Annotated in this window: 13 protein-coding genes; 1 reads left to right on the top strand and 12 read right to left on the bottom strand. The window is 67.1% G+C overall.

All coding sequences use genetic code 11. The features are described from left to right. From MRS60_RS18895 to MRS60_RS18840, 12 genes are read right to left on the bottom strand one after another with little or no spacing between them, the layout of a single operon-like run. The gene (locus tag MRS60_RS18895) at window positions 1–1,188 is read right to left on the bottom strand and encodes a beta-ketoacyl-[acyl-carrier-protein] synthase family protein (RefSeq protein WP_243566394.1); all 1,188 of its coding nucleotides are present in this window, start codon (window positions 1,186–1,188) and stop codon (window positions 1–3) included. After that, entirely contained in the window at window positions 1,185–3,590 is a 2,406-nt protein-coding gene (locus MRS60_RS18890) for an MMPL family transporter (RefSeq protein WP_243566393.1), read from the bottom strand. The genes MRS60_RS18895 and MRS60_RS18890 overlap by 4 nt, the downstream gene beginning before the upstream one ends. Next, the gene (locus MRS60_RS18885) at window positions 3,590–4,264 is read right to left on the bottom strand and encodes a LolA family protein (RefSeq protein ID WP_105391232.1); all 675 of its coding nucleotides are present in this window, start codon (window positions 4,262–4,264) and stop codon (window positions 3,590–3,592) included. Before MRS60_RS18885 ends, MRS60_RS18890 begins: the two co-directional genes overlap by 1 nt. Further along, a complete protein-coding gene (locus MRS60_RS18880; protein WP_243566392.1) occupies window positions 4,261–4,683 on the bottom strand; it encodes an acyl-CoA thioesterase in 423 nt (140 codons plus the stop codon). The genes MRS60_RS18885 and MRS60_RS18880 overlap by 4 nt, the downstream gene beginning before the upstream one ends. Then, window positions 4,680–6,287 carry an HAL/PAL/TAL family ammonia-lyase gene (locus MRS60_RS18875; RefSeq protein ID WP_243566391.1) on the bottom strand — a complete coding sequence of 536 codons (1,608 nt, stop codon included), beginning with the start codon at window positions 6,285–6,287 and terminating at the stop codon, window positions 4,680–4,682. The genes MRS60_RS18880 and MRS60_RS18875 overlap by 4 nt, the downstream gene beginning before the upstream one ends. Then, the gene (locus MRS60_RS18870; protein WP_243566390.1) at window positions 6,274–7,977 is read right to left on the bottom strand and encodes a glycosyltransferase family 2 protein; all 1,704 of its coding nucleotides are present in this window, start codon (window positions 7,975–7,977) and stop codon (window positions 6,274–6,276) included. Before MRS60_RS18870 ends, MRS60_RS18875 begins: the two co-directional genes overlap by 14 nt. Then, a complete protein-coding gene (locus tag MRS60_RS18865; protein ID WP_243566389.1) occupies window positions 7,974–9,665 on the bottom strand; it encodes an AMP-binding protein in 1,692 nt (563 codons plus the stop codon). Before MRS60_RS18865 ends, MRS60_RS18870 begins: the two co-directional genes overlap by 4 nt. Next, entirely contained in the window at window positions 9,662–10,279 is a 618-nt protein-coding gene (locus MRS60_RS18860) for a hypothetical protein (RefSeq protein ID WP_243566388.1), read from the bottom strand. Before MRS60_RS18860 ends, MRS60_RS18865 begins: the two co-directional genes overlap by 4 nt. 14 nt (window positions 10,280–10,293) lie before the next feature. After that, window positions 10,294–10,545 carry an acyl carrier protein gene (locus tag MRS60_RS18855; RefSeq protein WP_034179728.1) on the bottom strand — a complete coding sequence of 84 codons (252 nt, stop codon included), beginning with the start codon at window positions 10,543–10,545 and terminating at the stop codon, window positions 10,294–10,296. 3 nt (window positions 10,546–10,548) lie between these two features. Beyond that, window positions 10,549–10,848 (bottom strand): phosphopantetheine-binding protein, encoded by a 300-nt coding sequence (locus tag MRS60_RS18850; RefSeq protein ID WP_034179729.1) that lies wholly within the window; start codon window positions 10,846–10,848, stop codon window positions 10,549–10,551. After that, a complete protein-coding gene (locus MRS60_RS18845) occupies window positions 10,823–11,617 on the bottom strand; it encodes a lysophospholipid acyltransferase family protein (protein WP_034179730.1) in 795 nt (264 codons plus the stop codon). The genes MRS60_RS18850 and MRS60_RS18845 overlap by 26 nt, the downstream gene beginning before the upstream one ends. Then, window positions 11,601–12,299, bottom strand: a complete 699-nt coding sequence (locus tag MRS60_RS18840) for a beta-ketoacyl synthase chain length factor (protein WP_034179731.1) — start codon at window positions 12,297–12,299, stop codon at window positions 11,601–11,603. The genes MRS60_RS18845 and MRS60_RS18840 overlap by 17 nt, the downstream gene beginning before the upstream one ends. Before the next feature lie 497 nt (window positions 12,300–12,796). Here MRS60_RS18840 and MRS60_RS18835 point away from each other — a divergent pair, with 497 nt between their 5' ends. Continuing rightward, window positions 12,797–13,384 carry an IMPACT family protein gene (locus MRS60_RS18835; RefSeq protein ID WP_034179732.1) on the top strand — a complete coding sequence of 196 codons (588 nt, stop codon included), beginning with the start codon at window positions 12,797–12,799 and terminating at the stop codon, window positions 13,382–13,384. The last annotated feature ends 50 nt before the right edge of the window (window positions 13,385–13,434 follow it).

The raw sequence follows: 13,434 nt of genomic DNA, 5'->3' as shown, positions 1-13,434 counted from the left end.
TCAGCTCCCCAAGATCAGGCTGGCATTGCTGCCGCCGAAAGCGAACGAATTGCTCATCACATACTGTCCCGATGCATCGCCGGCCAGCCGGCGTTCCGTTTGTACGAGATCCAGCGCCGGCAACGCCGGATCAGCGTCGCCGTCCCAAACGTGCGCCGGCAGCGACACCCCGCGCGCGAGCGTCAACCAGCCGAATCCGAGTTCGGTCGCGCCCGCCGCGCCGAGCAGGTGCCCCGTGAGCGGCTTCGTTCCGCTCGCGGGTACGCCGGCGGGAAACACCCGCGCGGTCACGCGCGCTTCCATCTCGTCGTTCAGGCGCGTTGCCGTCGCATGCAGGTTCACGTAGCCGATCGCGGACGGCGTCACGCCCGCATCGGCGAGCGCCGCGCGCAGCGCGTCCTCGGCGCCGAGTCCGGCCGGGTCCGGTGCCGAGATGTGATGCGCGTCGCTCGATTCGCCGACACCGGCAAGCCGCACCGCGGCTTCGTCGCGGCTCATTACGAACACGGCCGCGCCTTCGCCGATGGTGATCCCGCATCGGTTACGGCTCATCGGGTTGGTCCGCGTCGGGCTGACCGATTCGAGCGACGCAAAGCCTTGCAACGTCATCTCGCACAGCGAATCCGCGCCGCCGACGATCACCGCATCGCACAGGTTCAGGCGCAGCAGGCGACGCGCCGCCGCGAACGCCTTCGCGCTCGACGTGCAGGCTGTCGACACCGTATAGGCCGGTCCTGCCAGGCCCAGCGCCGCCCGCACGAACGGTGCGGCGGTCCCGATCTCCATCTGCCGGTAATCGAATCCGGGCGGCATCGCGCCGGTCGCCGCTCGCTGCGCGAACGCGTCTTCGGCCGCGCGGATGCCGGACGTGCTGGTGCCGATCACGACGCCGATCCGGCGCGGCCCGTAACGCGCCACCACCGCATCGACGGCAGGCGCGATCTGCGCGAGCGCGGCCAGCAGCAGGCGGTTGTTGCGGCAGTCGAAATGCGTCAGTTGCGCGGGCGGCGCGATATCGAGCGGCGAGCGCACCTGCCCGACCCAGCCGCGGGAGGGTTCTGCCGCGTGCGGGCCCATGCCTGGCGACACGCCGGTGCAAAGTGCTGCGGCGATCTCGTCGACGGACCCGCCGAGCGCATTGACCATGCCGAGTGCCGACAGATAGACGGGCGCCTGTGTCGGGTTCATGCGCGATTCTCCGTATGGGACGGCGTCGCGAGCGGCGCGAACAGTACCGAAAACACGATGCCCAACGCGAGCGTCGTACCGAAGCTGCGCAATGCCGGCATCGCACTCACGCCCAGCATGCCGAACGACAGCAGCGTCGTCGCGGCGGACAGCAGCACACCGGTCCAGACGGCGCCGAGATCGGCCGCGTCCCGCATACCCCCTTCGCGCAGGAACACCGCGTAATTCGCGCCGACGCCGAGCACCAGCATCAGCGCGAGCCAGTTGAATAGAGTCAGCGGCACGTTCGCATAGCCGAACACGGCCAGCGTCAGGCCGATCGCCAGCACGACCGGCAGCGTCGTCGCAAGACCGCCGCGCACGCCATAACGCCACGCCAGCAGACCGGCGACCACGACGAGCGCGCCGGCGAGCCACAAGCCGCTGTCGATGCGGTACGCACCGAACAGCCTCGACACGCTCGCGGCCTTGTCGACCCAAGTCACGCCCGGCAGGCCGCGTGCGATCGCTTCGAACGAAGCGACATCCGTCGCGTCGGCCCGTTCGGGAATCGCAATCGCCGCGTACACGGGATTGCGCTCGCCCACCTTGCCGAGCCACAGATGGCGGAACGGCGCCGACCATTGCGCGGCCAGCCACGTGTCGACGGACAGCGATGCCCGCCCGTCGCGAGCGAACGCGTCGATCCACGCGCGCGCGACATCGTCGCGGAATCCTGCTTGTTCGAGCGTCGCGCGCAACGCCGCCGGATCCGCGAACACGCGTTCGGCCAACACCGCGCGATTGCGCGCCTGCTGCCGCGCCGACGGCACGAATGCCGCGATCGACTGGACCCGGCCGACATGCAGCGGCGCCAGCGACGCAACGAGCGAGGCCGATCGTTCGAGCACGTCGTCCGGTGTCGCACCCTGGACCACGAAGAATCTGGCCGTGTTCTCGAGGCCGACCGCCGCGCGAATTTCGCCCTCCTGGCGCACCAGGTCCGGATCGCGCTGGATCAGCAACTGGATGTCGTCGTCGCTACGCAGCGCGATCCAACCCGGCACCGCGACGAGCGCGAGCAGCACCGCGGCCGCCATCGCACGCCGCCCGCCCAGCACGGACCGCCAACCTGCCAGCACGCGCGCGGCACACGCGAACACGCGCGCGGGCGTTCGCTTCGGCGCCTGTGTGAGCATCAGCGGCAGAAACCCCGTCACGGCCGCGAACGCGGCCGCAATGCCGACCATCGCGAAGCAGGCGATCTGCTTCAGTGCCGGAAACGGCACCCACATCAGGATCGCGTAGCCGAGCAGGCTCGTCGCGAGCGCGACCGCGAGCGCAGGTCGCACGGCAGCCGCGCCCCGTCGCGCGTCCCATTGCTTTCCGGCGGATAGATGAACGACGAAATACTGGATCGAATAATCGACCGCTTCGCCGATCAGGCTCACGCCGAACACGAGTGTCAGCAGATGCAGCTTGCCGAACACGAGCAGCGTCGCCGCGAGTGCGCAGGCGATGCCGAACGCCGTGGATGCAAACGCCAGCACCAGCAGGCGCGGCGTGCGGAACACGCTCGTCAGCAGCAACGCGATTCCGACGAGCGACACTGCGCCGATCACGTGCACGTCGCGCTCCGCGCTCGCGCGCGCGGCTTCCGCGTAAAACACCGCGCCGGCACGATCGATTCGCGCGCCCGGATAATCCGTGCCGACCGAGCGCTCCGCATCGGCGGTCGCGTTGCGCACCGCCTGCTGGACTTTCGATTCGTATGCCGAACCAGCCAGCGACGTCATCACGAGCACCCCCGTGACACCGTCGCGGTGCGACACGAGCATGCCGTCCTCGAGCGCGAGATTCGACGTTGCCAGCGGCAGGCCCGCGAGCCAGTGCTGGAGCCAGCCGAACGGATCGTCCGCGACGGCGGTCGGCAGGCCGTCGGCCGGCGGCCCGTAGAGTCGCCGGGCCAGTCGGTCGGCAAGCGCTGCGTCGCCTCGTTCGAGCGACGCGCGGTCGGCCTCGGTCAGCAATCCGAAGCGGGCCGGCAGATAGGTCGCCGCGATCCGCGACACGTCGAACGGGGGCACCTCGACCGTCACCGAGCGAAACGCGCCGCTGTGCGCGAGCCGGGCACCGAACTGCTTTGCGGCGGCTTTCGCGCGCGCGGCGTCGCGGTCGGTCACCAGATAGACGGTGCGGCCGCCGAGCATGTTGCCGATCGTCTCGACCGCCTTCTCGGCCACCGGATTCGCCTCGGTCGCGGGGAGCAGCGCCAGCAGGTTCGTCTGCAGCGGCGACGGCCCCATGAAACGCCAGATGCAGTAAAGCGCGACGACGAGTGCGACCAGCGCCCACGCGGCGCAGCGCAGCCGGCGCCGGGCAAGCCTGGCCGGGACGTCGATCGCGTCGCGCGTCTCGCTCATCAGCGCGTCTCCAGCCACGCGCGCTCGGCCGGCGCGGGACCGTCCACCGGCGTCGCCCGCGTGAATTCGAGCGTGGTTACGTTACCGTTCGCGAACGTCATGTCGAGCCGGCCGAGATACGTGCCGCCGCCCATCTCGATCGTGCGGACCGCCTGCGCGAGCTGCGGCTGGTTGGGTCGAAGGAGCATCTGCCAGCGTTCGCGCGTGCCGCTCGCTTCGACGTCGAATTGCGCGTACAGCGCCGACAGATCGCCGCCGAGCATGTCTCTCATCATCCGCGACACCTGCGCGACGCCGCGGCCATTGCCGTTCGGTGCGACAAGCCTGCCATCGGCCCCGACTTCGCGCACGCCGCCATCGGTAATCACGTAGGTCGCCTGGTACGGCGTCCGGATCCGCCACACGACACCCGACGCTCGATCGAACAGCATCGAGCCCGTGCTGACGAGCGGCTGCTTCATCGCCGCGAGCGTCTGGGTCTGCCGAAAATCGGCGCGGATTGCGCCGACGCGCGCCAGCCTCGCCGCGATGTCGGACACGAGCGCGGTGTTCTCGGGCCGCGCCGCAGCCGGCGCTGTCGACGCGGCCGGAGCCGCGTGCGCAATACCCGCAACGAACGTCGCGCATGCGCCGAGCGCCGCGAGAAATCCCCGGTAGCCTCTGTTCGTCGTCATCGCACTTGCACCCGTTCGATCAACGCTGCCGGCGAAACGAACTGCAACTCGCGCGTCGCGGCGTCGATGGCCAGCTGGACCGTGTACCCTTTCGTCAGGCGCTCGCCCGACCCGGCATCGACGATTTCGTAGCCGATCCTCAGCCGGTTCTCGAATTCGAGCAGCGTCGTGCGCACGTCGAGCTGCTGGCCGTAGGCCGCCGGCCGCACGTACTTCAGATGCGCTTCGACAACCGGCCACATGTAACCCGACGCCAGCATCGCCGGATAGTCGTAGTCGATCATCCGCAGCAACGCCGCGCGTCCGCTTTCGAAATACTTCAGATAGTGGCCGTGCCAGCAGACGTTCATCGCGTCGACGTCGTGAAACGGGACTTCGACACGGGCCGTCGCCGTCAGCGGCGCTCCAGGCGCACTCATGCGGCCTCCCTGCAAGACGATGCACCGATCGGCTCGCAGGCGGCGAGCCGGGCAGTCAACGCGCGCAGCTCGGCCTCCAGCGGCCGATCCTCCACCACCAGCGGCGAACGGCTGCCCACGTCGTCGACGAACGCGCGCAGCACGGGCGACAGCTGCGTGCCGGCGGCATCCCGCTGGCGCAGCCGCACGGCCTGCACGGTCGCGAGCACATGCGCCGCGGCAACCTGCTCCGTCAGCGCGAGCACGCGCAGGCAATCGCGCGCCGCGATCGTGCCCATGCTCACCTTGTCCTGGTTGTGCGATTCCGTGGAGCGCGAGAACACGCTTGCCGGCATCGTGTGCTTCAGCGCTTCCGCCGTCCATGCGGATGCGGAAATCTGCACCGCCTTGTAGCCGTGATTGATGGCCGCGCGATCGCCCGTTGCGCCGGTCAGGTTGCGCGGCAAGCCGTTGCTGAACTTGTCGTCGACGAGCAGCGCGAGCTGGCGATCCATCAGGTCCGCGAGATTGGCCACCGCTGTTTTCAGCGCGTCCATCGCGAACGCGATGTGGCCGCCGTAGAAATTCCCGCCGTGCAGCACGCTGCCGTCGTCAGGATCGATCAACGGATTGTCGTTGGCGCTGTTCAGCTCGTTCTCGACATCGCGACGCACCCATGTCAGCGCATCGCGCGTCACGCCGATCACATGCGGCGCGCAGCGCACCGAATAGCGATCCTGCAGACGGCGCCCCGGCGTGTCGTCGCGACCGGCCAGGTCCGCGCGTATCCATGCCGCCGCGTCGGCCTGCCCTGCATGCGGCTTCGCGTCGAACAGCCGCGCGTCGAAGTGCGCGGCGCGGCCGTCGAGCGCGACGGTCGTCAGCGCGGTCAGGCGCGCGGCGATGCGCGTCAGGTTGTCGGCGCGCGCGAACGCGAGGCAAGCGAGCCCCGTCATCACCGCCGTGCCGTTCATCAGCGCGAGGCCCTCCTTCGGCGCCAGTTGCAGCGGCGCGTGGCCGATCGTGCTCCACACATCGCGCGCGTCGCATTCTGCGCCGTCGAACAGGACGGTGCGCTCGCCGGCCAGCGCGGCCGCGACATAGGACAGCGGCGTCAGGTCGCCGCTCGCGCCGACGGAACCTTCGGACGGAATCCGCGGCAGGATCCGATGATTCACGAGGTCGGCCAGCCGTTCGAGCAGCATGAATCGCACACCTGAATAGCCGAACGCGAGCGAATTGAGCCGCGCGGCGACGATCGCCAGCGTCTGCTGCGCATCGAACCAGTCGCCCATCCCGCATCCGTGATAACGCGTCAACTGCAGCGGCAGCGCCTCGACGAGCGACGGCGGCACGTCGACAACACATGCGTCGCCGTATCCGGTGGTCACGCCATACAGGATCCCGCCACCGGCGAGGTAATCGCGCAGCCGCGCGGCGCCGCGCTCGATGCGCTCGCGCCAGCCGATGTCCGCATTCAGCTTCACCGGTGCGCCGGCGCGGGCGATTGCGACGACATCCTCGATGGTCAGATGCCGCGCGCCGATCACGACCGGCGCATGGGCCGTTTCGGACCGCGCCGCGGCAGGCGTGTGCAATTCGTCGGTCACGTTATGTTCGGCCATGCGGACCTCCATCGGGCCGCGCCCAGAAATCGAAGAAATTGAACCATTGGTAGGGAGCCTTGCGGCAGTAATGCTCGAGCCGTTCGGCATAGCGCTGCGCCCATGCGGCCACGTGTCCCGAGCGTTCGCGGCGCGGCAGCTCGATGCGTTCGGCGAACGGTTCGAAGTAGAGCCGATGACCGCGCCCTTCCTTGAGGCAGAAGAACAGGTAAACCGGGCATTCGAGCGCGTGCGCAAGGATGTACGGGCCCTGTGCAAACGGCGCGGCGGCATCGAGAAAGCACGCATCGACCGTCTTGCCCGCATCGTGCGGCGGCACGCGATCGCCGACGATCACGAGCAGTTCGCCCGCATCGATGCGCGACTGCATCATCAGCGCCGTGTCCGGCCCGAAATCCGTCACCTGGACGAGTTGCTTGCCGAAATCCGGGCTCGTCTTCGCCAATATCTCGTTGAAGCGCTGCGCGTGTTCCGTATAGACCACCGCTGTCACTTTCGTATGCGCGTCGCGCAATGCAAGTGCCCGCGTCATCTCCAGATTGCCGAGATGCGCGCCGATCACGAGCGCGCCGCGCCCGCTGGCGGCCAGGGCATCGAACGCCGACGCGTCGTCGAAGCGCACGTCGAATTCATCGAGGCGGCCGGACCACGCGACGAACTTGTCGAAGCCCGATTGCGCGAACGCGAGCATGTGCCGATACGCGGTGCGCCAGCCCGGACGCGGTGCCGCGCCGCCCGCCTCGCGCAGGCGTGTGAAATAGGCGTTCGAAGCGACGCGCGCGGTGCGGTTGGTCAGCACGAAGTAGCCCACGATCAGATACAGCCACATCGACGTGATGCGCGTGCCGAACCAGCGGCAGCTCAACGCCAGCAGCGCCATCCCGACGCGGCTGCCGCGTTCCGGCATGCGCCACCACGACTGCGCCCCGCCCGCGCCCGGCGCGCCGCGCCGCCGGCACAGCCGACGCGCGATCAGCCACGGTGCGCGCGCCAGCATGCCCAGCGCCAGTCGCGTATGGCTCGCGCTGATGCGCACGTTGTCGCGCAATACATCGAAATGCGACACGCCGTCTTCCGGATAAACGACACGCGTCGGAATCGTCCTGAACGTCAGGCCGCGCCAGTGAAGCCGTACCAGCACCTCGCTGTCGAACGCCATCCGCTTCGGCATCGGCACCGCGTCGATCAGTGTGCAGACCGCATCGACCGGATAGAGACGGAATCCGCACATCGCATCGGGAATATCCAGCGACAGCGTCTCGATCCAGACCCACACGTGCGTCAGATAGCGACCGTACAGGCGGGCTTTTGGCACGCTTGCATCGAAACATGGACGGCCGAGCACGACCGCGTCCGGTTCCGCTTGCGCGGCCGCGACGAACTTCGGCACATCGGCCGCGTCATGCTGCCCGTCGGCGTCGATCTGGATCGCATGCCGGTAACCGCGGTCGCGCGCCGCGCGCAATCCGGCCATCACCGCCGCCCCCTTGCCGCCATTCACCGGCAGCCGCAGCAAGGTCATGCAATCCGCATACCGCACGGCGAGCCCGGCCAGTGTCCGCTGCGTCGGCCCGTCGCTGCCATCGTCGACCACGATGATCGGCAGTCCGTGCACGGCAAGCCGCGCGAGCGTATCGCCGATCGCGTCGCGATGGTTGTAGATCGGGATGACGATACAGACGCCGGTCATTGCACCGCCTCGCCATAAACGAGCGTACCCGACGTGCATTCGCGCGGGCCGCGCCGGAACGCAAAACGCACGCAACCGCGTGCCGGATCGTGCGCGAGGCGCAGCGCGAGCACGGCGCCCGGCGGAACCGGCGCCTTGAACTTCAGATGATCGATCGAGCGGACCGCGAGCGCCGTATCGAACGCGCGGCCGGCAAGCCGGGCGGCCCAATCGATCTGCACGACGCCGGGGAGAATCGGCATGCCGGGGAAATGACCGTCGAAATGCGCGAGCGCCGCCGGCACGCGCAGCTCGTAATGCAGGCTGTCGGCGTCGCGCCACTCGGCCAGCAGTTCAAAACCCTCCGCCGTCGGTGCGAACGCGGCCGCGAGCGCCGACGCCGGCAGCTTGCCGCGCGCATCGAACGGCATCGTGCGGCGGAACCGCCAGTAGCGCGGCAACGCGGCTGCGTCGAAATACTCGCCGAGGTCGTGCCGCAACGCCGCGGCGAGTGCCACGCGGCCGTCGGTCTTCAATATCTGGCGGCCGGTGTCGGTCAGTACCGCGACCACGCCGATGTGCGCGCGCGATGTGCCTTCGACAACCGTCGCCGCAGCCTGTCCAATGTACGGATGCTGGAGAATCCGCGTTTCGAGTTCGGGCAGCGACACGCGCTTGCCATCGAGCTTCACCACGCGATCGCGACGCCCCGTCAATTCGAAACGTCCCTGCCGATCGAAGCGCGCGGCATCGTCGGTGCGATGCCAGTCCTCGTGACCGAGATGCGCGGAGCGCACGATCAGCGCGCCGTCGTCGTCGCGACGCACATCGATTCCCGCCATCGGCTGCCACGCACTCGTCAGATCCTGACGGCGCCACGCGATGCCGCCCGTCTCGGTGCTGCCGAATATCTCGAACGGCGCGGCGCCGAAGGCCGCCGAATAAACCGACGCCGTTTCCGCCGGCAACGGGCCGCCCGACGAGAAGAACAGGCGCGGCGCGGGATCCTGCATCGGAAAACCCGGCAATGCCGGCCAGCGCATCAATTGCGACGGGGTCGATATGACGATGGCGTCGCCGTATGCCGCGAGCCGCTGCTGCAGTTGCTGCGGTTCGAGCACCGACGCGCGGTCGAACGCGCGTCCGACCGCCAACGGCCACAGGATTCTGAAAAGCAGTCCGTAGATGTGATGATGCGGAACGCTCGACAGCGCGGCCGCCGCGCCGACCTGCCCGCCCCATTCGCGTTGCAGCGTCCGTACCTCGGCATCGAACTGCGCCAGCGACTTGCGCACCGGTTTCGCGGCACCGCTGCTGCCCGATGTGTAGAGCGTGATCGCCGCGTCCGGTGCGATCGCGCGCCCAGCGGCCTCGATGCCCCCCACGTACTCGCGCGTGCATTCCGCCAGCGCCGCCGCGTCGAGCAGCAGATCGTACGCGTGCGCGAGTTCGTGCAAGTAACCGGGAGCCGCACTGGCCGGAATCACCGTTTCGTTAGCCGTCGCCATCGCGGCGAAGAACGCGCATGCGAAATCGTATGGATCGTCGACACAGACCGCGACGCGACGCGCACCGGCGGCTACGATCGTTCGCGCGATCGCTTCCGTACGGGCGCGCAAGTCGGCCAGCGTGAAATATGCGCCACCGTCGCGGCAAATGATCGTAGCCACGTCCGCGTCGGCGCGCAGAAGGTCGCACAGCGCCATCATGCGACGTCACCCCCGCCGGAGCGCGCCGTTATGAACAAGCGACGCCAGAGCCATTCACCGGCGAGCAACGCACCGATCAGCACGTACACGATCGCGCCGTTATAGAGCGCCCACGCGGACCGACTCCAGTACAGCGCCGTATAGATGGAAAACCCGCCATTCACGATGAAGAACGCACACCAGATCTGCGTGACATGCCGCGTATAGCGAACGATCGTCCGGCTCGGCTCGGGATACCGCAGCCGCGCGAATTTCTCGATCATCGTCGGGCCGCGCTGCAGCGTCGCGCCGAATGCAACCAGCAGGCCGGCGCTCACGCACGCCGGATAGAAACGAAGCAGCCGCTCGCTGTCCGTCACGGCGATCGCGAGCGACAGGAGGGTCAAGGCGCCGGCCACGCACCAGTCGTGCGCGGAGAGCCGCTTGAGCGCCATCGCGAGCGCCCCTTTCCCGACCGTGCGCTGCACCCACAGCAGCACGAACAGCAGGCAGCCGACATAGCGCGGCGTCAGCATCTGCCACGCGAACAGGATGACGAGCGGATACGCGAGCGCCAGCGCCACTCGCGCTGCAACACCGACCCAACGCGGCCGGACAGTGCCGGTCACTCGCATATGCGCAACCGATGTCATCCGGCGCGTGCAAGCAACGCGTGAACCGCGGCAATCACGTCGCCGACGGTTCGCACCGACTTGAACTCTTCCGGCTTGATGCGCTGGCCCGTCATTTCCTGAAGCTTGATGGCGAGATCGACTGCATCGATGCTGTCGAGATCGAGTTCGTCGAACAGATGCGTATCGGCAGTCACGCGCTCCGGTTCGATCGCGAAGTTCTCGTGAAAGATGGCGCGGATGCGCTCAAGGATTTCTGCGTCGGTCACGTGTCACACCCCTTTTGCCGGCACGGCTTCCTGCGGCGCGTGATGCGCCTGCTGACTCACGATGAACGCGGCCAGCGTATTGATCGAACGAAAATGCGCCTTCGCGTGCTCATCGTTCGCCGCGATCGACAGTTGAAATTTTTTGCGCAGCATGATCCCGACTTCCAGTGCATCGACCGAATCCAGTCCGATTCCGTCGGTCGAGAAAAGCGGCACGTCGTCACCGATATCGTCGATGGTCATGTCGTTGAGATCGAGCATCTCGATCAGAAGCTGCTTAATTTGCAGTTTTAAAGTATCCATGCCGAAACAGGTGTTGGGTAATGTGCGTTTCCACTTCGTGCGCGATAGTGCGGGCTGCGATCGATGGCGCCACAGCGCCGCCAGTCAATCCATCCGTATTCATCGGATCGAGCACGTCGATCCGCATGCGGAATGCGCGCGACGGCACGTGATACCAGCGCAGCGTCTTGGTGAATACCGGCGGATCGCAATCGATCAGCACCGGCAGGATCCGGACGCGCGACTGCAGCGCCATGTGCGCGAAGCCGCGCGAAAACGCGTGCAGACGGTCGCCGCCGGGGCTGCGCGTGCCCTCGGGGAAGATGATCATCGTGTAGCCGGCCGCCAGTTGCCGCGCGCCGGACTCGACCAATTCGACGGCATCGGCGTTGCTCACGTATTCGGCCGCCCGGACGATACCCCAGAAGCATGGATTGCCCCAGTGCCCGCGCTTGACCACGCAGCATGCTTTCGGCGTCAACGACAACAGCACCATCACGTCGAGCCAGGTCGGATGATTGGCGACGACGATTGCCGGACCATCTTCGACTAGGCGCGATACGCCGGACACTTCCAGCCGCATCACGCCGATGCGTTGCAGCAATGCGACCAGCAGACGAAAGAAGTAATGGATAACAAACGTTACGACTCGCTGACGCGAGCGGCGATGCGGCCACAGCGCCGCGGCGGTGATGGCGACCAGCGAGAAAACCGATCCGCACAGCACGAAGAAGGCCAGGCTGGCACCGGTCGCGAAGAGCCGCCAGCCGAAATCAAGCCGCGCGATCATGCCAGCTCCAGCGCCAGTACGCGTCGCCGCCGCGCCATGTCGTGGCGACACGTTCGGCCAGGCAATGCCGGACCGCCGCGCTCTGCGTATCGGCCTCCACACCGCCCGCCGTCGGCGAATCATTTGCGCAGTCGATCGCGACGTCGCAGGTCAAGTAGCCGGCCGGCGCGGTCGCGTCGACCAGGATCGCGATTCCCCCGCTTTGCGGATCGTCCCCGACATCGCCGTAGACAGCGTCGGCCGGCTCATGCGCATGAACGAGCAGCACCGGCGACACGGAAGAGGTTTCGTATTGGCAGAATGCCTCAAGCAGCGCATAGCCGAGGGTTTCGTGCCCGGCGGCGACTGCCGTCGCAGGCGATCGGTCGCGACGGGCGATACCGAAGATGCCCGTGACCGCATTGAGTACCGACAGGCTGAAGGCCGTCGGAGAAACCGGCTCACCGGCCTGAATAGCATCGAGAATGGTTGTCGTGCGCGCCAGTTCGCCGTGGCGTGACGCAAATACCACGCGCAATGCCCCCGTCACGTCCGCACAGTCGCAAGCGGCCTGCAGCGCGAGCCGCGATAACCGGCTCAATCGACGACGCACCATCGGATCGAGGGCTTCGACGCCCGGCACCCCCGCGGTCGAAATCGACGTCCATCTGGCGATCGGCATGGTCCAATGCAAATCAGCCATTATTATTCTCGATTAGACTTGTTTTCTTTGGGGTTTTTCGTATTCCGCGTCACCGGGTGTCCGACGGCCGATTGCTATTTTCGGCCGAAACGCGCAGACAACACGGCATGCCCATCGGGAAAATAAAGGAAAATCGCCGGACAACGCAGCAGCCGGATTATCAATCAGCATTACTTAACCACCGGCATTCCGGTGGGGCCGAACTGTAACAGACGTGTTACAAAAAATCAACATCGGACGGCGGTGAATCCGGGGCATTTAATATGGTTTGTCAATCGGCCAAAATTTCGCCTCGTCCAATATTGTTCATGATAAGCAACGCGCACCACGCGCCGGTTCGGCCGAGCATAGGCCGGAAGGCAATTCGCGGTGAGATAAAATGCGGAGCACACCGAGTATCCGCCGGCCGTTTGACGGTCCGCCGACGCCCGCCATTTCAGCCGCACCTCAAAATTGACTGCCGTGACCCCGATGCTGGATCGCACGCCCTCCCTTCGATGAGTTATACGCTCGCCACCGCCACCACCCGGGAACTCGAGATCCGCAAGAGCCGCTTCATCGCGCACGCGATTCCCGTCGACGACCGCGACGCCGCGATGCAGGTGCTGCAGCGCCTGCGCAACGAGCATCCGACCGCCACCCACGTTTGCTGGGCGTTGCTGGCGGGTGGCCAGTCGGGCATGTCGGATGACGGCGAGCCGTCGGGCACCGCGGGCCGGCCGATCCTCGAAGTGCTTCGCCATCACGATCTCGACGGCGTGCTCGGTGCGGTCGTGCGCTACTACGGCGGCGTGAAGCTCGGCGCGGGCGGGCTGGTGCGTGCGTACACCGATGCGATCGCATCGGCGCTGCTCGATGCCGAGCGCGTCGAACGCATCCGCCAGACGCGGCTCGCGATCGAGATCGGCTATCCCGAGGAAGCGCGTGTGCGCCGCTGGATCGAACAGGCCGGGTATGAACTGGTGGACAGCGCGTACGGGATGACGGTGAAGCTCGTGATCAAGCTGCCGGAGACCGCCGAGGCCGATGCGAGAACCGAGCTGTTCGACCTGACGCAGGGGCGGTCGGGGTTTCCGGAGCTGTAACGAACCGACGCGCCTCCTCCCGCCTCGCCATCACGGCCTCATGCAAATTC

The sequence above is a fragment of the Burkholderia pyrrocinia genome (assembly GCF_022809715.1).
In the GTDB taxonomy this organism is placed as follows: Bacteria; Pseudomonadota; Gammaproteobacteria; order Burkholderiales; family Burkholderiaceae; genus Burkholderia; species Burkholderia pyrrocinia_C.
Note: the sequence above shows the minus strand (reverse complement) of the source record. Positions and strands in the feature narration are given on the sequence as shown.

Coding starts and splice junctions, on each gene's coding strand:
- MRS60_RS18880 (WP_243566392.1), bottom strand. CDS start 4,683: ATGAGTGCGCCTGGAGCGCCGCTGACGGCGACGGCCCGTGTCGAAGTC.
- MRS60_RS18865 (WP_243566389.1), bottom strand. CDS start 9,665: ATGATGGCGCTGTGCGACCTTCTGCGCGCCGACGCGGACGTGGCTACG.
- MRS60_RS18890 (WP_243566393.1), bottom strand. CDS start 3,590: ATGAGCGAGACGCGCGACGCGATCGACGTCCCGGCCAGGCTTGCCCGG.
- MRS60_RS18840 (WP_034179731.1), bottom strand. CDS start 12,299: ATGGCTGATTTGCATTGGACCATGCCGATCGCCAGATGGACGTCGATT.
- MRS60_RS18835 (WP_034179732.1), top strand. CDS start 12,797: ATGAGTTATACGCTCGCCACCGCCACCACCCGGGAACTCGAGATCCGC.
- MRS60_RS18850 (WP_034179729.1), bottom strand. CDS start 10,848: ATGGATACTTTAAAACTGCAAATTAAGCAGCTTCTGATCGAGATGCTC.
- MRS60_RS18845 (WP_034179730.1), bottom strand. CDS start 11,617: ATGATCGCGCGGCTTGATTTCGGCTGGCGGCTCTTCGCGACCGGTGCC.
- MRS60_RS18885 (WP_105391232.1), bottom strand. CDS start 4,264: ATGACGACGAACAGAGGCTACCGGGGATTTCTCGCGGCGCTCGGCGCA.
- MRS60_RS18895 (WP_243566394.1), bottom strand. CDS start 1,188: ATGAACCCGACACAGGCGCCCGTCTATCTGTCGGCACTCGGCATGGTC.
- MRS60_RS18870 (WP_243566390.1), bottom strand. CDS start 7,977: ATGACCGGCGTCTGTATCGTCATCCCGATCTACAACCATCGCGACGCG.
- MRS60_RS18875 (WP_243566391.1), bottom strand. CDS start 6,287: ATGGCCGAACATAACGTGACCGACGAATTGCACACGCCTGCCGCGGCG.
- MRS60_RS18860 (WP_243566388.1), bottom strand. CDS start 10,279: ATGCGAGTGACCGGCACTGTCCGGCCGCGTTGGGTCGGTGTTGCAGCG.